General features: G+C 72.2%; 18 protein-coding genes. 4 read left to right on the top strand and 14 right to left on the bottom strand.

The window, feature by feature from the left end:
• Positions 1–376 precede the first annotated feature (376 nt).
• Entirely contained in the window at positions 377–1,642 is a 1,266-nt protein-coding gene (tyrS, locus tag AMK19_RS22230) for a tyrosine--tRNA ligase (protein WP_073814575.1), read from the bottom strand.
• A gap of 218 nt (positions 1,643–1,860) precedes the next feature.
• On the opposite strand from tyrS, the gene AMK19_RS22235 reads away from it, so the two are divergent.
• Positions 1,861–2,370, top strand: a complete 510-nt coding sequence (locus AMK19_RS22235) for an HNH endonuclease (RefSeq protein WP_073814577.1) — start codon at positions 1,861–1,863, stop codon at positions 2,368–2,370.
• Between the two features lie 86 nt (positions 2,371–2,456).
• Here AMK19_RS22235 and AMK19_RS22240 read toward each other — a convergent pair whose 3' ends face one another.
• The 6 genes from AMK19_RS22240 to AMK19_RS22265 form a co-directional block, all read right to left on the bottom strand.
• Positions 2,457–4,472 (bottom strand): PQQ-binding-like beta-propeller repeat protein, encoded by a 2,016-nt coding sequence (locus AMK19_RS22240; RefSeq protein WP_073814579.1) that lies wholly within the window; start codon positions 4,470–4,472, stop codon positions 2,457–2,459.
• A gap of 86 nt (positions 4,473–4,558) precedes the next feature.
• Positions 4,559–4,855: a 4a-hydroxytetrahydrobiopterin dehydratase gene (locus tag AMK19_RS22245; protein WP_073814581.1), complete on the bottom strand. Its 297-nt coding sequence runs from the start codon at positions 4,853–4,855 to the stop codon at positions 4,559–4,561.
• A 55-nt stretch (positions 4,856–4,910) separates the two neighbouring features.
• Positions 4,911–5,678, bottom strand: a complete 768-nt coding sequence (locus AMK19_RS22250) for a sulfite exporter TauE/SafE family protein (protein ID WP_073814583.1) — start codon at positions 5,676–5,678, stop codon at positions 4,911–4,913.
• A gap of 150 nt (positions 5,679–5,828) precedes the next feature.
• Complete coding sequence (locus tag AMK19_RS22255) at positions 5,829–6,857, bottom strand: SPFH domain-containing protein (protein WP_073814585.1); 1,029 nt, start codon at positions 6,855–6,857, stop codon at positions 5,829–5,831.
• A gap of 10 nt (positions 6,858–6,867) precedes the next feature.
• A complete protein-coding gene (locus tag AMK19_RS22260) occupies positions 6,868–7,281 on the bottom strand; it encodes an NfeD family protein (RefSeq protein WP_073815092.1) in 414 nt (137 codons plus the stop codon).
• Between the two features lie 120 nt (positions 7,282–7,401).
• The gene (locus tag AMK19_RS22265) at positions 7,402–8,193 is read right to left on the bottom strand and encodes an ABC transporter ATP-binding protein (protein WP_073814587.1); all 792 of its coding nucleotides are present in this window, start codon (positions 8,191–8,193) and stop codon (positions 7,402–7,404) included.
• Between the two features lie 132 nt (positions 8,194–8,325).
• Between AMK19_RS22265 and AMK19_RS22270 the strand changes: the two genes are divergently transcribed.
• Complete coding sequence (locus AMK19_RS22270) at positions 8,326–9,123, top strand: hypothetical protein (RefSeq protein ID WP_073814589.1); 798 nt, start codon at positions 8,326–8,328, stop codon at positions 9,121–9,123.
• A 2-nt stretch (positions 9,124–9,125) separates the two neighbouring features.
• Here AMK19_RS22270 and AMK19_RS22275 read toward each other — a convergent pair whose 3' ends face one another.
• The 3 genes from AMK19_RS22275 to AMK19_RS22285 all read right to left on the bottom strand — a co-directional run bounded on the left by AMK19_RS22275 (position 9,126) and on the right by AMK19_RS22285 (position 13,803).
• Positions 9,126–9,770 (bottom strand): response regulator, encoded by a 645-nt coding sequence (locus AMK19_RS22275; protein ID WP_073814591.1) that lies wholly within the window; start codon positions 9,768–9,770, stop codon positions 9,126–9,128.
• Positions 9,763–10,902: a GAF domain-containing sensor histidine kinase gene (locus AMK19_RS22280; RefSeq protein WP_073814593.1), complete on the bottom strand. Its 1,140-nt coding sequence runs from the start codon at positions 10,900–10,902 to the stop codon at positions 9,763–9,765. Before AMK19_RS22280 ends, AMK19_RS22275 begins: the two co-directional genes overlap by 8 nt.
• Positions 10,903–11,004: 102 nt before the next feature.
• Entirely contained in the window at positions 11,005–13,803 is a 2,799-nt protein-coding gene (locus tag AMK19_RS22285; protein WP_073814595.1) for an FHA domain-containing protein, read from the bottom strand.
• Between the two features lie 178 nt (positions 13,804–13,981).
• Between AMK19_RS22285 and serB the strand changes: the two genes are divergently transcribed.
• Complete coding sequence (gene serB, locus AMK19_RS22290) at positions 13,982–15,244, top strand: phosphoserine phosphatase SerB (protein WP_073814597.1); 1,263 nt, start codon at positions 13,982–13,984, stop codon at positions 15,242–15,244.
• Positions 15,245–15,300: 56 nt separating this feature from the next.
• On the opposite strand, the gene AMK19_RS22295 is transcribed toward serB, so the two are convergent.
• The 3 genes from AMK19_RS22295 to AMK19_RS22300 form a co-directional block, all read right to left on the bottom strand.
• The gene (locus AMK19_RS22295) at positions 15,301–15,828 is read right to left on the bottom strand and encodes a SixA phosphatase family protein (protein ID WP_073814599.1); all 528 of its coding nucleotides are present in this window, start codon (positions 15,826–15,828) and stop codon (positions 15,301–15,303) included.
• A gap of 86 nt (positions 15,829–15,914) precedes the next feature.
• On the bottom strand, positions 15,915–16,037 hold the full coding sequence (locus tag AMK19_RS38155) for an SGM_5486 family transporter-associated protein (protein WP_274536991.1): 123 nt from the start codon (positions 16,035–16,037) through the stop codon (positions 15,915–15,917).
• Between the two features lie 10 nt (positions 16,038–16,047).
• Positions 16,048–17,316 (bottom strand): MFS transporter, encoded by a 1,269-nt coding sequence (locus AMK19_RS22300; RefSeq protein WP_073814602.1) that lies wholly within the window; start codon positions 17,314–17,316, stop codon positions 16,048–16,050.
• Positions 17,317–17,393: 77 nt separating this feature from the next.
• Between AMK19_RS22300 and AMK19_RS22305 the strand changes: the two genes are divergently transcribed.
• Complete coding sequence (locus AMK19_RS22305) at positions 17,394–18,059, top strand: FadR/GntR family transcriptional regulator (RefSeq protein ID WP_073814605.1); 666 nt, start codon at positions 17,394–17,396, stop codon at positions 18,057–18,059.
• A 58-nt stretch (positions 18,060–18,117) separates the two neighbouring features.
• Here AMK19_RS22305 and fabI read toward each other — a convergent pair whose 3' ends face one another.
• The gene (gene fabI, locus AMK19_RS22310) at positions 18,118–18,885 is read right to left on the bottom strand and encodes an enoyl-ACP reductase FabI (protein WP_073814607.1); all 768 of its coding nucleotides are present in this window, start codon (positions 18,883–18,885) and stop codon (positions 18,118–18,120) included.
• Position 18,886: the final 1 nt, after the last annotated feature.

Genomic DNA, 18,886 nt, shown 5'->3' on the forward strand with positions numbered 1-18,886 from the left:
ATTCCTGCGGACCCTCCGGGCATTCGTTTCAATGTTACTGCGTTCTTTCGTGTTTCAAGCTTATCAGATGTTTTCCGCTCCGTTTTCCGGAGTTTCATTCAGTCCGATTTGCTTTTGCCTTTCGGCGCTCCCGAACTCTACCAGAGTTATTCGGTCCGCATTTCCACTCGAACTTCCGAATGGATACGCGAACAAGTCGCTCATCAGGGTTTGGGGGGCCGCCTCCCGGTCACGTCCGGTTCAGGCGACTCGGACCACCTTAGGTGGCCGAGGCCGGCGAGTCAAACATCGAGGGGCCGGATCTGGCTGGATCCGGCCCCTCGACATGGGTGCCACAGGTCAACTGCGGTGTGTTTCAAGCCATCCGGCTCGATGTTCAGGCACCGGCGAGCTCCACGGCGGCCAGGTTGCGCTTTCCGCGGCGGAGGACGAGCCAGCGGCCGTGCAGCAGGTCGTCGGTGGTGGCGACGGCCTCCTCGTCGGCGACCTTGGCGTTGTTGAGGTAGGCGCCGCCCTCCTTGATGGTGCGGCGGGCACCGGAGCGGCTGGGGGCCAGGCCGGATTCGACCAGGAGGTCGACGAGCTGGCCGAGTTCGGTGACGGTGACCTTGGGGACCTCGGCGAGGGCGGCGGCCAGGGTGGCGGGTTCGAGGTCGGCGAGGTCGCCCTGGCCGAACAGCGCCTTGGAGGCGGCGACGGCGCGCTCGTACTGCTCGGCGCCGTGGACGAGGGTGGTGAGCTCCTCGGCCAGCGCACGCTGGGCAAGTCGGGCGGCGGGGCGTTCGGCGGTGTCGCGTTCCAGCTGCTCGATCTCCTCGCGGCTGCGGAAGGAGAAGATGCGCAGGAACTTGGCGACGTCCCGGTCGTCCGCGTTCAGCCAGAACTGGTAGAAGGCGTAGGGGGTGGTGAGTTCGGGGTCGAGCCAGACGGTGCCGGACTCGGTCTTGCCGAACTTGGTGCCGTCGGCCTTGGTGATCAGCGGGGTGGCGAGGGCGTGCACGGAGCGGCTCTCGGCCTTGCGGATCAGGTCGGTGCCGGCGGTCAGGTTGCCCCACTGGTCGCTGCCGCCGGTCTGCAGGGTGCAGCCGTAGCGGCGGTTCAGCTCCAGGTAGTCCATGCCCTGGAGGATCTGGTAGCTGAACTCGGTGTAGCTGATGCCCGCGTCGGAGTTGAGCCGGCGGGCCACCGCCTCCTTGGCGATCATGTTGTTGACCCGGAAGTACCTGCCGACGTCGCGCAGCAGGCTGATCGCCGACATGCCGGACGTCCAGTCCAGGTTGTTGACCATGCGCGCGGCGAACTCGCCCTCGAAGTCGAGGAAGCGGGAGATCTGACCGCGCAGGCGCTCGACCCAGCCGGCCACCGTCTCGGGGTCGTTGAGGACGCGCTCGGCGGTGGGCTTGGGGTCGCCGATCAGGCCGGTGGCGCCGCCGACCAGGCCCAGCGGGAGGTTTCCGGCCTGCTGGATACGGCGCATGGTCAGGATCTGGACCAGGTTGCCGAGGTGCAGGCTGGGCGCGGTCGGGTCGAAGCCGCAATAGAACGTGACCGGGCCGTCCGCGAACGCCTTGCGCAGTGCGTCCTCGTCAGTGGACAGGGCGATCAGCCCGCGCCACTGGAGCTCGTCGACGATGTCGGTCACGGTCCCGCGTCTCCTTCGGTCGTGGGTCCGGCGCGGTGCGGCCGGGTGGGCCGCGCGCCTGGACAGGTTCAGCGGGGTAGAGCCTACGCGGTCGCGGCCTGCGGGTTCGGGGACAGGTCGGTGGGTGGGACGGAAATTCCGTTGTTCGGGGCGGGACGGGCCTTCAGAGTGGTTGCCACCGCCGACCGGCGGCGCGCGAGCACCGGAGGTGGCCCGTCATGCGCAACACCCTTGTCCTGAACGCGAGCTACGAACCGCTGACCACGGTGCCGCTGCGCCGTGCGGTGGTGCTGGTCCTGCAGGACAAGGCGGTCGTCGAGCAGGCGCATCCGCTGCGGGTGGTGCGCGGCTCGGGGGTGCAGGTGCCGGTGCCGCGGGTGATCAGGCTGACCAGATACGTGCGGGTGCCGTTCCGACAACGGGCTCCGTGGTCGCGGCGGGGTGTGCTGGCGCGGGACCAGCACCGGTGCGCGTACTGCGGGAGCCGGGCCACCACCGTGGACCACCTGGTGCCGCGGTCCCGCGGTGGTGCCGACAGCTGGCTGAACACCGTGGCGGCCTGCGCGGAGGACAACCAGCGCAAGGCGGACCGGACGCCGGAGCAGGCCGGGATGCGGCTGCTGCGACGGCCGTTCGAACCGACGCCGGAGGCGACGTTGATGCTCGCGCTCGGGCTGCGGGCGGGTGAGCTCGGGGAGCTCGCCGCCTGGCTGCCGGCGGGCGCGTAAAGGCCGACGGGCCCGACCTGATCAGGGGACAGGTCGGGCCCGTCGTCGTACGGGCGGTGGCCGGCAGCCAGGTGGCCGGCGGCCGGTCAGCTCTTGCTGCTGAAGCCGGTGGCGATGCCGAAGTTGGCGGCGTGCTCGGGGACGGCGACCACGTGCCCGGAGGCGGTGAAGACCCGTCCGGCCGAGAGCAGCGAGCCGGTGCCCGCCGGGAACGCGCCGCCCTGGGTCTCCTGGCCGCCGGCCAGCGCGAAGCGGCTGAGGTGCGCGGGCTGGTCGGCGCGCTCGTCGACGGCGACCAGCAGGCCGCCGCTGTCGACGCCGGCCGGGTGCGCCTTGCCCTTCTCGGCGATCGGGGTGCGCCACTTCGACTTGCCGGTGGCCAGGTCGTAGGCGGCGATCGCGGTGGGGTTGCCGCCGCCGTCGGGGACGACCGCGGCGAACATCGTGCTGCCCTCGAAGTACACACCGGGGACGGCGGCGAAGCTGCCGCGGGCGACGTCCAGGCGGCCGCCGCCCTCGACGGCGAGCGGGATCTCGACGCCCGGGTCGCCGGCCGCGCCCCAGGCGAAGACCCGGTCGTCGCCGGGCTGGTTGCCCGTGGTGAGGACCACGGCGGGCTCGGCGGAGAGCACCGTGACGGTCTTGGGCTGGTTGTTGAGCCCCCGCCAGTACTTGACCTTGCCGTCGGAGACGTTCAGGACCACGGCCTGGTCACCGGGGGTGGAGTCGGCGCAGTTGCTGTGCAGCACGACGGTGGTGGCGCCGGCGCTGCCGGAGAGGCTGCAGAACTTGCCCTGGCCGGTGTACTGCCAGGCCTCGGCGCCGTCGCCGGCCGCCCAGGCGGAGGCCTTGTCGTCGCCGACCGCGATCACCTTGTCGTCGGTGACGGCGACGTGGGTGACGTACTTGTCCTTGGCGTCGGACAGCGTCTTGGACCAGGTGATCTTCCCGGCCTTGGTGTCGACGGCGGCGGCGACGGTGCACGCGCTGTTCGGGTCGGACGAGGTGCGGAAGGCGACCGCGCCGACGCCGGCGGAGTTGACGTTCGGGGACAGCCCGCAGGGGACGGCGCCGTTGCTGGGCGGGGTGAGCGTCCAGCCGGGCTTGCCGTCGGCCAGGTTGTAGGAGTGCACGCCGGTGGCGTCGGCGCGGACCACGGCGTCGGCGAGCAGCCAGCTGCCGACCAGGGTGTCGTCGGCGCCCTGGGCTCCGGCGGCGGCCGGGTCGCCGGCGGTCCAGGCCTTGGTGTGGGCGACGGCGATGTTCTGGGGGGTGCCCTGGCCGCCCTTGCCGGCGGACTTGTCGCCGCCGTCGCTGTCGGAGGTGGCCAGCACGGCTGCGGTGGTCAGTACGGCGAGGGCGGCGACACCGGCGCCTATCCGGATCATGAGCCCGCGCTTGCTGGGCGCGCCGGGCCCGGAGGTGACGGCGGCGCGGGCCCGGGCGGCCAGCCCGCCGGCCGCCGGCCCGTCGGCCGGGTCGGCGTCGTCGGCGGTGGCGGCGAGGGGGGTTGACGTGCCGTCGGCGCCGGGCGCGAACGGGTCGGCGGCGCTGGTCTGCGGGTAGTCGGAGGCGGTGACCGGAATGGCCTCGGTGGCGGCGGGCTGCTGCTGCTGCTGCTCGAACGCGTTCGGCGTCAGCGGCGACACCATGTCCGGCTGCGCGAACGGGTCGGCGGGCGCGTACAGCTGCTGGTCGGCCTGCGGGTAGCCGTAGGCCTGCTGCTGGTCCGCGTAGAGCTGCTGCTGACCGTACGTCTGCTGGTCGCCCCAGCCCTCGGGGTGGCCCTGAGGCTGGCCGTACGCCTGGGCGTAGTCCTGCGGCTGGTAGCCCTGGTCGGGGCGGCCGTAGAGCTGCTGGGCGGCCGGGTCCAGCTGTCCCCCGGGCTGCGGGTAACCGCCGTAGGCCGCCTGCTGCTGCTCGCCGTAGACCTGCTGCGGCTGCTCCGCGTAGGCCTGCTGGTCGCCGTAGGACGGCTGCGGCTGCTCCACGTAGACCTGCTGCTCGACGTACGCCTGCTGGTCGCCGTAGGACGGCTGCGGCTGCGGGTACCAGGGCTGCTGCTGGTCGTACCCGGGGGGCGTGGAGGGTTCCTGAGCCATGCGTTCCGTCCGTCCCGACTGCGATTTGGCACGCCAGCATCTCACGCTTCGCGGGCGGGCTTGGGCCGGGGCGTGGGGAGGGTGGGTCAGGCGGCGGTGTCGAGGGCCTGGTCGATCAGGTGGGCGAGGGTGAAGTCGAGGCCGGTCAGGCCGCCCGCGCTGTGGGTGGTGAGGAGGAAGGTGAGGGTGCGCCAGCGGATGTCGATGTCGGGGTGGTGGTCGAGGGCTTCGGCCTGTTCGGCGACGGCGTCGACGACCTTGATGGCGGTGGGGAAGCTCGCGGTCTCGGCGGTGCGGGTGAGGGCCTCGCCGGTGCGGGTCCAGTGCGGGAGGTCGGCGAGGGCGGCGCTGATCTGATCCTCGGTGAGGCGTGTGCGGCTCATGGCGTTTCTCCGTCCGGGAGGGTACGTCGGCTGTCGCGGCCGAGCCTACGTCGGTTCAGAGGAAGAGCAGCTTGGTGACGGCGGCGAGTCCGATCACGACGATCAGGGTGCGCAGCGCGACGGGCGGGAGGCGGCGTCCGATCTTGGCGCCGAGCATGCCGCCGAGGGTGGAGCCGACGGCGATCAGGAGGGCGGCGGTCCAGTTCACGGTGGAGGTGAAGACGAAGAAGATCGCGGCGACGCCGTTGACGATCAACGCGAGGACGTTCTTGATGCCGTTGATGGTCTGCAGGGTGTCGGGGAGCAGCATGCCCATCAGGGCGAGCAGCAGGACGCCCTGGGCGGCGCCGAAGTAGCCGCCGTAGACGCCGGTGAGGGCGATCAGGAACAGCAGCAGCGGGCCGCCGTCGGTGGCGGGCGGCAGGGTGCCGGCGGCGCGGCGGGCGGCCATGGCGCGGGCGACCCGGGGTTGCACCACGACGAGGACCAGGGCGGTGAGGATGAGGACGGGGACGATGGCGTCGAAGGCCTTGCCGGGGAGCACGATCAGCAGGGCGGCGCCGATGAGTCCGCCGGTCAGTGAGGCGGCGCCGTAGCGGAGCAGGCGGCGGCCCTGGCCGGCGAGTTCGGCGCGGTAGCCGATGGCGCCGGCGAGCGAGCCGGGGGCCAGGCCGAGGGTGTTGGAGACGTTGGCGGTGACGGGCGGCAGGCCGACGGCGAGCAGGACGGGGAAGGTGATCAGGGTGCCGGAGCCGACGATGACGTTGATGGTGCCGGCGGCGGTTCCGGCGAGCAGGACGGCGAGCGCCTCCCACAGTGTCATCTGCTTCCCCTTTGATCGCTACTGTCGGGCCGGTCGATCATGCCGGAGGCCGCGGCGTTTGGCCAGCGCCGGTCCGCGATCCGGCCGGGGCCCAACACGGCCGCAGGCCCCGCCAGTTGGTTCCGGCGGGGCCTGCGGGGGCGGAGCTGCTTACTCGTCGATCTTCGGGTACTCGCGGGTGGGCTCGACCCGCGGGCGGAGGGTCTTGTCGGTGTCCACCGGGCGCGGGGCGCTGGTGGGGTCGACCGGGACGCGGGCGGCGGCCGGGGGGACGGGCGGGGCGGCGGGGGCCGCGCCGTTGCCGCCGCCGGTGACGCCCTGGAAGGCGCCGCCGAGGCCCTTGAGCGCGTCGCCGACCTCGCTGGGGATGATCCACAGCTTGTTGGCGTCGCCCTTGGCGAGCTCCGGCAGGGTCTGCAGGTACTGGTAGGCGAGCAGCTTCTGGTCGGCGTCGCCCTCGTGGATGGCCTCGAACACGGTGCGGATCGCGGCGGCCTCACCGTCGGCCTTCAGCACCGCGGCCTGGGCCTCGCCCTCGGCCTGGAGGACGGCGGCCTGCTTCTCACCCTCGGCGCGCAGGATCTGGGCCTGCCGGGCGCCTTCGGCGGTGAGGATCGCGGCGCGCTTGTCACGGTCGGCGCGCATCTGCTTCTCCATCGAGTCCTGGATGGAGGTCGGCGGCTCGATGGCCTTGAGCTCGACGCGGTTGACCCGGATGCCCCAGCGGCCGGTGGCCTCGTCGAGGACGCCGCGGAGGCCGGCGTTGATGACCTCGCGGGAGGTCAGGGTGGATTCGAGGTCCATGGAGCCGATGATGTTGCGCAGGGTGGTGACGGTCAGCTGCTCAATGGCCTGGATGTAGCTGGCGACCTCGTAGGTCGCGGCCCGGGGGTCGGTCACCTGGTAGTAGATGACGGTGTCGATGTTGACGACCAGGTTGTCCGAGGTGATGACCGGCTGCGGCGGGAACGGGACGACCTGCTCGCGCAGGTCGATCCGGTTGCGGATGGTGTCGATGAACGGCACCACGATGTTCAGACCGGCGCTGAGGGTGCGGGTGTAACGGCCGAAGCGCTCCACGATCGCGGCGCTGGCCTGCGGAATCACCTGGATCGTCTTGATCAGGGCGATGAAGGCCACCACGACCAGGACGATCAGCACGATGAGGACGGGTTCCAACGCTTCTCCCCTAGATGACCAGGGCGGTCGCGCCCTGGATTTCGACGACGTCGACCTGCTGGCCGGGCTCGAAGACCGAGCCCGGGTGGAGCGCCCGGGCGGACCAGATCTCGCCGTTGAGCTTGATCCGGCCGCCCTCCCCTCCATCGACGGTTTCCTGTACCACTGCGGTGGCGCCGGTCAGCGCCTCCACGCCCGAGCGGTAGCCCGGGCCCTGCTTCAACTGGCGGTAGGCGATCGGGCGTACGAACACCAGGAGCGCCGCCGACACTCCGACGAACACCAGGAACTGCGGAACCACGCCGCCGCCCACCCCGGCCGTCAGGGCGGCCGCGCCGGCGCCGACCGCGAGCATGGCGAATTCGGGCATCGCGGTCACCACCAGCGGAATGCCCAGGCCCACTGCAAGCAGCAGCCACCAGATCCAGCCGTCCACGCGTCCATCCTAGGGAAGTTCGAGCTCTTCAGGCGTAGCTTCCCGCAGCTGGGGGTGCGGAAACCGGCCAGGTGTGCGACCGGCTCCCCAGTGGTCCGGATCCGGCCGTCAGCCGAGCGGCAGGCCCTGCGCGGTCCAGCGGTCGCCGCGCTGCTCCAGGGTCAGCGGCAGGCCGAAGCAGTGCGAGAGGTTGCGGGCGGTGAGGGTGGTCCCGATCGGACCGGCGGTCATGACCTTGCCTTGCCGGATCATCAGCACGTGGGTCATGCCGGGGACGATCTCCTCCACGTGGTGGGTGACCATCACCATGGACGGCGCGAACTCGTCCTGGGCGAGCGCGGCGAGGCGGCGCACCAGGTCCTCGCGGCCGCCGAGGTCGAGGCCGGCGGCGGGCTCGTCCAGCAGCAGCAGTTCGGGGTCGGTCATCAGGGCGCGGGCGATCAGGGTGCGCTTGCGCTCGCCCTCGGAGAGGGTGCCGAACTTGCGGTCGGTGAAGCCGGCCATGCCGAGGCGGTCGAGCAGTACCAGGGCGCGGGCCTCGTCGGGCTGGTCGTAGGTCTCCTTGCCGTGCACGGTCAGACCCCAGGCGGCGGTCAGCACGCTCTCCAGCACGGTCTGGTTGCCCGGCAGCTTGTCGAACATGGCGGCGCTGGCCAGACCGATCCGGGCCCGCTGCTCGAACACGTCGATCTGGTCGAGCTTCTCACCGAGCACCACGGCCTGGCCCGAGCTCGGGAACAGGTACGCGCCGGCGATCTGGAGGAGGGTCGTCTTGCCCGCGCCGTTGGGGCCGAGCACCACCCAGCGCTCGCCCTCCTTGACCGTCCAGGACACGTGATCGACGAGTGCGCGCCCCTCCCGGACCACGGAAACGTCCACCAGTTCCAGCACGTCGCTCATGCCTACGCCTTCCCCAAATGCAAGAAACCGGCCGTCCGTGGAACCTGCGCGAAGGTCCTCGGGGTGCGGTCCAACCTGTGTCAGGCCAAACCTACGCCACCCGCCCCGCCCGGTTGTCCGTAGGCTGGTCCGATGCTCGCGACTCCTGCCGACAATCCGTACCAAGAGCCCCGTTCGGGGCGACTCACCGCCTGGGGCAACGCGCTGCTGGCCGGTGCCAGCTCCCCCGACGACGCGGCGACGGCCGTTCAGGGCACCGACGACGCCCACCGGGTGACCGGGCTGCCCGGCGAGGAGCCGGACTCGCTGCACGGGCTCACCTGGGCGCTGGGGCGGCTGCGCGTGCTGGGCGCGAAGGGCCTGCGGCTGGCGCTGCCGGCGGCCGGGCACCCGCTGGGGCTGACCGGCCCGCCGGCCTTCAACGCGCTGGCGCTGGGCGCCGGGGAGGCGGTCGTGGCGGTGGGCGTCCCGTACGGGCTGGTGCCGGAGGTCGAGGTGTACGGCCCGGCGGGCGACCAGGGCGTGCGGGTGCTGTGGCAGTGCCTGCCGGTCAACGACGCGCTGCCCGCGGACGTGCCCTCGCTGGACGAGGCGGAGCGCGAACTGGCGGACAGCCTGCGGCAGGCGACCGTCATGCTGACCCGGCTGGACGTGGCCGGGGCCGGGCCGGAGACGCTGCGCGCCCTGGAGGACTTCCGCCGCCGCGGCCACCACGAGCTGCTCGCGCCCGGCTACCCGCCGCGCGCGGTGCGGGTGCTGGAGTCGGCCCGGCAGGTGTCGGCGCTGCTGGGGATCGCGGCGGGCGGCCACGGAGCGGCGGTGTCCGCGTCCGAGATGGCGGCCCGGCGGGAGATCCTCGCCCCGCTGGACCGCACCGCCCGGCGGGCCCAGGTCGCGGCGTACAACGCGATCGTGGACGAGCGCGGCTGAGCTCAGCCCTGGTTGCGGACCGCCCACAGCGCCGCCTGGGTGCGGTCCGCGACGTCCAGCTTCATCAGGATGTTCGACACGTGCGTCTTCACGGTCTTCTCGGACAGGTGGAGCGCGCGGGCGATCTCCCGGTTGGAGCGGCCGTCGGCGAGGTGCGAGAGGACTTCCCGCTCGCGGTCGGTGAGGCTGCCGCCGCGGCCCTGCGGGGGCGCGGGGACGTCCTCGGCGAGCAGGGCGGCGGCGAGTTCGGGCTGCAGCAGGACGTGCCCGGCGTGCACCGAGCGGATCGCCCCGGCCAGTGCCTCCGGGTCGACGTCCTTGTACACGTAGCCGGCCGCGCCGGCCCGCAGTGCGGGGACCATGGTGCGGTGCTCGGTGAAGCTGGTGACGATCAGCACCTTGGCCGGGTTGTGCTGTTCGCGCAGCAGCCGCAGCGCCTCGATGCCGTCCACCCGGGGCATCTTGAGGTCCATCAGCACCACGTCGGGGGCGAGCGCGCCGGCCTGTTCGACGGCCTCCGCGCCGTCGGCGGCCTCGCCGACGACCTCGATGTCGTCCTGCACCTCCAGGAAGGTGCGCAGGCCGCGCCGGACGACCTGGTGGTCGTCCACCAGCAGGACGCGGATCGGTGACGCGTTGTCAGGCACCGGGGACCTCCATTTCGACCAGGGTGCCCCGGCCCGGGGCGGACTCCAGGGACAGTCGGCCGCCGACCGCGGCGGCCCGGTCGCGCATCGACACCAGGCCGAGGTGGCGGCCGGCCCGGCGGACCGATTCGGGGTCGAAGCCGCGGCCGTCGTCGGCGACGGTCAGCTTCACGCCGCGGCCGGCGGTGCCGGTGAGAGTGACGGTGACGGCCTTCGCCCCGGCGTGCCGCAGCGCGTTGTGCAGCGCCTCCTGGGCGACCCGCAGCACCGCCGACTCCTGCCCGGCGGGCAGCGCGCGCACGCCGGTGGCGGTGAACCGGACGGTGGCGCTGTGCGCCCGGTCGAGCACCTGGATCTGCGAGGCGAGGGTGGCGACCAGGCCGTCCTCCTCCAACGCGGCGGGCCTCAACTCGACTACCACGGCGCGCAGTTCGTCGGCGGCCTCGGCGGCCAACCGGGCCACCTCGGCGAGGTTGTCGCGGGCCCGTGCCGGGTCGCGTTCGACCAGGGTGGCGGCGGCGCGGGCGGTGAGGCGCAGCGAGAAGAGCTTCTGCGAGACGGCGTCGTGCAGGTCGTGCGCGATCCGGGCGCGTTCGCCGGAGAGCGTGAGTTCGCGGCTGCGTTCGTACAGCCGGGCGTTGCCGAGGGCGAGGGCGGCGTGCGCGACCAGGATCCGCAGCAGGGCCTCGTCGTGCTCGGTGAATCCGCCGGGCTTGTTGGCCAGGTACAGGGCGCCGGCGATCTCGTCCTCGTCCATGATCGGCATGCCGAGGAAGTCGGTCATGTCGGGGTGCGCCTCCGGCCAGCCGCCGAAGTCGGGCGCGGTGTGGACGTCCTTGAGCCGGGTCGGTTCGCGGTCGTGCAGCATCGAGGCGAGGACGCCGTGCTGGCGGGGCAGCGGGCCGATCGCCCGCCACTGCTCGTCGCTGACGCCGTCCACCACGAACTGGGCGAAGCCGCCGTGGTCGTCGGGCAGGCCGAGGGCGGCGTACTCGGCGCCGAGCAGGGTGCGTGCGGAGGCGGTGATCCGGCGCAGCACCTCCCGCACTTCGAGCGGTCGGCTCATCGCCAGTACGGCGGCGCTGACCGCCTCGATCCCCTCCAGCGAGGGGTCGCACCCGGGACTCTCCATGCGGCCACGCTACCGCCGCGATCATGGCCGCCGCCTCGGGCGGGGGACCTACGTCGAAGGGCCGGGGAGCGTGTGCTCCCCGGCCCTGTTCCGATCGGACGATCAGCCCTTCTGCATGACCTCGGGCTCGTGGCGCTTCTGGAAGCGCTGGATGGCGAAGGCCAGGCCGACGGAGATGGCGATCATCATGAACCAGTTGAGGAACATGATCCCGGCGGAGTGGTCCCACAGGGTGTCGTACGGGCCGGTCTCCGGGGGCTTGACGACCACGACCGGGGAGATGTGCGCCAGGTCGAGGGTGTTGCCGCTGGCGGAGACACCCCAGCGGGCGGGCATCAGCCAGGCGAACTGCTCCAGGCCGGGCTTGTCGAAGAGCTGGAAGATCGCGCCGGTGAACACCATCTGCACGATGGCGAACATGACCAGCAGCGGCATGGTCTTCTCGGAGGTCTTCACCAGCGAGGAGATGGCCAGGCCGACCATCATCGAGGTGAAGCTGAGCAGCATCACGCCGATCGACATCTCGGCGGCGGGCAGGTGCTTGAGCAGCAGGCCCTCGGCGGGCAGGGTGCGGACCTTGAAGGCGATGGCGGAGATGATGCCGCCCTGCAGGAAGCTGATCGCGCCCAGCACGATGATCTTCGACAGCAGGTACGCCGTCCGGGACAGGCCGGTGGCACGTTCCCGTTCGTAGATCGCCCGTTCCTTGATCAGCTCGCGGACCGAGTTCGCCGAGCCGGACAGGCAGGCGGAGAACGCGACGACCATCAGGATCAGGCGGGCCACGTCGTTGCGGCCGTTGCTGGCGCAGGGCGCCAGGCCGCACTTGTCGGGGATCACCGCGGAGACCGCGCCGAGTACCAGTGGCAGCAGCAGGGACAGCAGGATGAAGCCCCGGTCGGAGGCGATCACCGACAGGTAGCGGCGGATCAGCGTCCACAGCTGGGAGCCCCAGCTCTGCGGCTTGGGCGGGCGCAGCTGGGTGAGCGCGTTGGGCTGGGCCTGGGTGACGGCGGCGTCCACGTTGGCCGAGTACTGCTGGTAGTGCACCGAGTTGCGGTAGCGGCCGGCCCAGTCGTGGTCGGGGTAGTTCTCGAAGGCCTGGAAGACGTCGGCCCAGGTCTCGTAGCCGAAGAAGTGCAGGGCTTCGCCGGGCGGGCCGAAGTAGGCCACCGAGCCGCCGGGCGCCATCACCAGCAGCCGGTCGCAGAGCGCGAGTTCGGCCACCGAGTGGGTGACGACCAGGACGGTGCGGCCGTCGTCGGCGAGGCCGCGCAGGGTCTGCATGACCTCGCGGTCCATGCCCGGGTCGAGGCCGGAGGTCGGCTCGTCCAGGAAGATCAGCGAGGGCTTGGTGAGCAGTTCCAGGGCCACCGAGACGCGCTTCTGCTGGCCGCCGGAGAGCGCGGTGATGCGGTTGTCGGCGCGCTTGTCCAGGCGCAGTTCGTACAGCACCTCGTCGATCCGGCGCTCGCGCTCGGCGGCCTCGGTGTCGCCCGGGAAGCGCAGCCGGGCCGCGTACTTGAGGGCGGTGCGGACGGTGAGTTCCTTGTGCAGGATCTCGGACTGCGGCACCAGGCCGATCCGGGAGCGCAGTTCGGCGAACTGGCGGTAGAGGTTGCGGCCGTCGTACAGCACGTCGCCGCGGTCGGCGGGCCGGTAGCCGGTGAGGGCGCGCAGCAGGGTGGACTTGCCGGAGCCGGACGGGCCGATCACGGCGACCAGCGACTTCTCCGGGACGGAGAACGACACGTCGTTGAGCAGGATCTTCTTGCCGCCCTTGAAGTCGACCTCGACGGTCAGGTGGTGGGCGGAGAAGGTGACGGCGCCGTTGTCGACGAACTCCTGCAGCTGGTCGCCGACCAGCACGAAGGAGGAGTGGCCGACGGTGAGTCGGTCCTGCGGGCCCATCAGCTGGCGGCGGGTCGGCTGGCCGTTCAGGAAGATCCCGTTGTGGCTGCCGAGGTCGACGATCTCCCAGCGGCCGTCCGGCAGTTGGCGCAGTTCGGCGTGGTGCCGGGAGACCTGGAGGTCGGAGACGACGATGTCGTTGTCCAGGGCGCGGCCGATCCGGATGGTCCGGCCGCCGCTCAGGCTGCGGATCATGGTCGGGCTGCCGAGCCCGCCGGCCGGCGCGGACGGCTGCTGCTGCTGCTGCTGCGGAGGCTGGTACTGCTGCTGCACCGGCGGCTGCGGCTGCTGTTGCACGGGCGGCTGGAACTGCTGCTGCACGGGCGGCTGCGGCTGCTGGTACTGCTGCTGCTGTTGCTGTTGCGGGAACGGCGGCTGCGCGACGGGTGCCCCGCCCTGCGCCGGGAAGCCCTGCTGCTGCGGGAAGGGCTGCTGCGGCGGCGGGAAGCCCTGCTGCTGCGGGAAGCCGGGCCGCGGGGTGGGGGCGTCCCAGCCCTGCGGGATCGGCTGTTCGACCGGCGGCAGGTTCCCGGGCCGGGCGGCCGGGCCGGGCCCGAACGGCGGCTGCTGGTACGGCGGCTGCGCCTGCGGGCCGGGCGCCCGGTTGGTGACGGCCTCGTGCAGCGCCTCGGGCCGGCCGGGCGCGGGCGCGCCGGCGGGCGCGGTGAACGCCAGCCGGGGTCCGTTCTGCCCGTTGCCGAGGTGCACCACGGTGCCGGGGTGGACGGCGCTGTGCTGGACCCGCGCCCCGGCCACGAAGGTGCCGTTGGTGGAGCCGTGGTCGGTGAACTGCCAGGCCGCGCCGTCGAACGCGATGGTGGCGTGCCGCCAGGAGACCCTGGCGTCGTCGAACGGGAAGTCCGACGCCGGGTCACGGCCGATGGTGTAGGCACGGCCGGGTTCGAGTACCCGCTGCCGGCCGTCGATCTCTAGTACGAGTTGCGGCAACTCTCCGCCCGCCCCGCTCTCCGGTCCCCCAGGATGTTGCATCTGACGGGGGGAATCATTCCAGCCGGGGCGGCGTGCCCGGAACCCGGGACACGGTTCTGTGACCGCTCGGGCACCGCTCTGGCACCGCTCGTGGACCTGCCGGGGCGTCCGTCGGGTGTCCCACGACGCGGACGCGGGCGACTCCCGCGCGGGGGCTCCGGGTAGCGTGGGAGGCACCATGAACGCAACAGATCCGGCCGCTCAGGCCCTTTCCGCCGCGCCGCCCGTGAACACCGACAACGAGCGAACGCTGCTGGTCAAGGTGTTCGGCAAGGACCGCCCCGGGATCACCGCGGGCCTGTTCACCCAGCTCGCCGACTTCGGGGTCGAGGTGATCGACATCGAGCAGGTGGTCACCCGTGGCCGGATAACGCTGTGCGCGCTGGTCACTCCCCCGCCCGCGCCGGGCGCGGAGGGTTCGCTGCGGGTGACGGTGCACCGCTGGGCCGAGGAGCACCGGCTGCAGGCCGAGATCATCTCCGGCACCGGCGACAACCGTCCGCGCCGCGAGGGGCGTTCGCACGTCACGGTGCTCGGCCACCCGCTGACCGCAGCCGCGGTGGCGGCGCTGTCGGCCCGGGTCTCGGAGGCCGACGGCAACATCGACCGGGTGTTCCGTCTGGCCAAGTACCCGGTGACGGCGGTGGAGCTGACCATCTCCGGCGTGCCCACCGAGGAGCTGCGCGCGGTGCTGGCCGCGGAGGCGGCCGTGCAGCGGGTGGACATCGCGGTGGTCCGCTCGGGGCTGCACCAGCGGGCCAAGCGCCTGGTGGTGATGGACGTCGACTCGACGCTGATCCAGGACGAGGTGATCGAGCTGTTCGCCGCCCACGCGGGCTGCGAGGAGCAGGTCGCCGAGGTGACGGCGCAGGCGATGCGCGGCGAGCTGGACTTCGCCGAGTCGCTGCGCGCCCGGGTGGCGCTGCTGGCGGGCCTGGACGCGGCGGTCACCGAGAAGGTCCGCTCCGAGGTCCGGCTGACCCCCGGCGCCCGGACCCTGATCCGCACCCTGAAGCGGCTCGGCTACCAGGTGGCGATCGTCTCCGGCGGTTTCACCCAGGTCACCGAGCACCTGGTGGAGCGTCTGGGCCTGGACTTCGCGGCCGCCAACACCCTGGAGGTGGTGGACGGCAGGTTCACCGGCAAGGTCACCGGCGAGATCGTCGACCGGGCCGGCAAGGCCCGCTGGCTGGCCCGGTTCGCCGAGCAGGCCGGGGTGCCGCTGGAGCAGACGGTGGCGATCGGCGACGGCGCCAACGACCTGGACATGCTGAACGCGGCGGGCCTGGGCGTGGCGTTCAACGCCAAGCCGGTGGTCCGCCAGCAGGCCGACACCGCGGTGAACGTGCCGTTCCTGGACACCGTGCTGTACCTGCTGGGCATCACCCGCGAAGAGGTCGAGGCGGCCGACGAGCTGGACGGCACGCCCACCGAGGACTGACGGCGGCACGAAGGGGGCGGGGTCCGACGACCCCGCCCCCTTCTTCGTCCCGTGGGTCAGTCCTGCGGCATGAAGTACGAGTCGAGCCGGGCCACGCCGGGCTCGACCAGCTTCCACGGGCCGGCCAGGCTGAGCACGGCCACGGCGGCGGGCGGGAAGCCGTTGAGCCGCATCCGGTTGAGCTCCTCGACGTCGCCCTCGTCGCCGGCCAGCACCTGGGTCAGGCCCAGCACGCCGGGGTTGTGGCCGACCAGCAGCAGGTCGGCGTGCTCCTCGGGGGTTTCCTGGATCACCTCGATCAGCCGCCCGGGCTGGGCCTCGTACAGCCGGTCCTCGTAGACCGTCTTCCGGGGACGCTTGGGCAGCTCGTGGGCGACCAGCTTCCAGGTCTCCCGGGTGCGCAGCGCGGTGGAGCACAGGACGTGGTCGGGGTTGACGCCGGAGTCGGCGAGCCAGCGGCCGGCCTCGGTGGCCTGGCCGCGCCCGCGGTCGGCCAGCGGGCGGTCGTGGTCGTCGACCTGGTTGGGCCAGTCGGCCCGGGCATGGCGGAGAACGATGATCCTACGAGGGGTGTCGGCGCTCATACCCCTAGAGCTTCGCAGAAAACTGCCGCCCGGGCGCGGGGTCGCGGAAGCTGCCACCCCTGTGGGTGGCAGCTTCCGCCGACAGGTCAGCCCATGTTCTGGGCGACCGTCGCGATGATCGCGAGCAGCACCACGATCCCGGCGATCACGCCGAGCATCTGCAGCAGCTTCTTCTGGCCGCCCTGGGGATTCGGGTCGAGTACTGGCATGCCGACGAGCCTAACGGACGGCCTCGTCCTCGATGTGCCGGGCCCGGGCCGCCCGCAGTCCGACCAGGATCTGCGGCACCAGCAGCGCCGCGAGCAGGCCCAGCGGCAGGTACCACTCGCCGGTGCGCTCGTACAGCGCCCCCATCAGGATCGGGCCGGGGATGCAGATCAGGTACCCCAGGCTCTGCGCGAACGCCGACAGCTGGGCCACCCCGCCGGGGGTGCGGGCGCGCAGGCCGAGCATGGTCAGCGCCAGCGGGAACGCACACATCGACAGGCCCACCAGGATCGCCCACAGCCACGGCACCGTCCCGGGCGCCAACATCAGCCCGATGTAGCCGGCGATGCCGCACAGGCCCAGCACCACCACGTACAGCCGCTGGTCGCCGCGCCGGGCGGCCAGGTTGGGCAGCGCGAACGAGACCGGCACGCTGACCACCATCACCAGGGCCAGCAGCACGCCGGCCGCGGACTCCGAGACGCCCGCCTCGTGGTAGATCTTCGGCAGGAAGCCCATCGTGCTGTACGCGCTGGTGGACTGGAGGCCGAAGAACGCGCCCAGCGCCCAGGCGGTGCGGCTGCGCAGGATCGGCAGCCGGACGTGCGCGGGCGCGGGAGCTGAGCCGCCGCCGTTCTTCTCGCGGCGCCCGAACAGCACCGTCAGCCACAGCGCCAGCGCGAGGACGGCCGGCAGCGCCCAGACGCCGAGGCCGAGCCGCCAGGAGCCGCCGAGCGCGTGGGCCAGCGGGACGGTGGTGGCGGCGGCCAGCGAGGTGCCGACCGACAGCGCCATCGAGTACAGGCCGATCATCGGGGCGACGCGGTCCGGGAAGTACCGCTTGATCACCACCGGCAGCAGCACGTTGGCCAGTGCCACGCCGGCCAGCGCCAGCGCGGTGAGCAGCAGGAACACCGCGGTGGAACCGGTGAACGAGCGGGCCACCACGCCCGCCGTGATGGCGCCCAACGCGGCCGTCACCACGGTGATCGGGCCCAGCCGGCGGGCCAGCGCGGGGGCGGCCATGCCCAGCACCGCGAAGCACAGCGGCGGCACCGCGGCGAGCAGGCCGGCCACGGTGGCGCTCATCCCCAGGCCCTCCTGGACCGGGTCGAGCAGCGCACCGAGGCTGGTCACCACCGGGCGCAGGTTGACCGCGGCGGCCGCCACGCCGACGGCGAGCAGGACGGCGGCGGCGCCGCTGGAGGCGGTGGCGACGGGCGAGGGGGCTGGTCGGGGGCTCTCGGTCTCGGTTGCTGAGGGGTCTGCTGCGGTAGACATGCCGTAATCATAGAATCATGGGATGACTTTCGTCGCCCCGGTATCCTGATGACGTAAACCACAGAAGGAGCCCGACCTTGGCGCTGTCGACCACTCGCCGCACCCCGCTCTCCGACCAGGTGATCGCCCAACTCCGGGGCCAGATCACCTCGGGCGAGTGGCCGGTGGGGTCACGCATCCCGACCGAGGCGGAGCTGGTCGACCAGCTCGGCGTCGCCCGCAACACCGTCCGCGAGGCCGTCCGCGCCCTCGCCCACAACGGCCTGGTCGACATCCGGCAGGGCTCCGGCACCTACGTCCTCGCCACCAGCGAACTCGCCGGCGTCATGCACCGCCGCTTCGCCGACGCCGACCAGGACCAGGTCGCCGAACTCCGCGCCACCCTGGAGACCTCCGCCGCCGGCTTCGCCGCGACCCGCCGCACCGCCCGCGACCTCGAACTCCTCGACGCCGCCCTGGCCCGCCGCGACGCCGCCTGGCACGCCGGCGTCCCCGAGGACTTCATCCAGGCCGACGCCGCGTTCCACCACGCGGTGGTGTCCGCCGCCCACAACGACGTCCTCGCCGCCATCTACGCCGACCTCGGTGAGGTCCTCCTCGCCCACCTCCGCCACGACGTCGGCCCCGACCTGCTCCCCCACCGCTGGGTCCCGCACTCCGACATCATCGAGGCGATCAGGTCCGGCGACCCCGAGAAGGCCGCCGAGGCGGCAGGCCGCGCCATCGGCAGGTGCAAGGCCTGAGGAAAGACCGGGGCCCGGGGAACGGTCCAACAGTTCCCCGGGCCCCTGACAAAGCTACTTACGCACCGATCGCGTGCAGCCCGCCGTCCACGTGGACGATCTCGCCCGTGGTCTTCGGGAACCACTCGCTCAGCAGCGCGACAACGCCGCGCGCGGCCGGCTCCGGGTCGGAGACGTCCCACTTGAGCGGGGAACGGGTGTCCCAGGTCGCGGCCAGGTCCGGGAAGCCCGGGATGGACTTCGCGGCCATCGAGCCGATCGGGCCCGCCGAGATCAGGTTGCAGCGGATGTCGCGCTCGCCCAGGTAGCGGGCGAGGTAACGGTTGGTGGACTCCAGGGCGGCCTTCGCCGGGCCCATCCAGTCGTACTGCGGCCAGGCGAACTGCGCGTCGAAGGTCAGGCCGACCACCGAGCCGCCGTCCTGCATGAGCGGGAGCAGCGCGGTGGTGAGGGACTTCAGCGAGTACGCGGAGACCTGCATCGCGGTGGCGACGGACTCCCACGGGGTGTCGAGGAAGTTGCCGCCGAGCGCGTCCTGCGGCGCGAAGCCGATGGAGTGGACGATGCCGTCCAGGGTGGGCAGGTGCTCGCGGACCTGGTCGGCGATGCCGGCCAGCTGCTCGGCGTTGGAGACGTCGAGCTCCAGGACCTTGACCGGCTTGGGCAGCTTCTTGGCGATGCGCTCGGTGAGGCTGGGCCGGGGGAAGGCGGTGAGGATGATCTCGGCGCCCTGTTCCTGGGCGAGCTTCGCGGCGTGGAAGGCGATGGAGGACTCCATCAGCACGCCGGTGATCAGAATGCGCTTGCCTTCGAGAATTCCACTCATG

Source organism: Kitasatospora sp. CB01950 (assembly GCF_001905465.1).
Taxonomy (GTDB): domain Bacteria; phylum Actinomycetota; class Actinomycetes; order Streptomycetales; family Streptomycetaceae; genus Kitasatospora.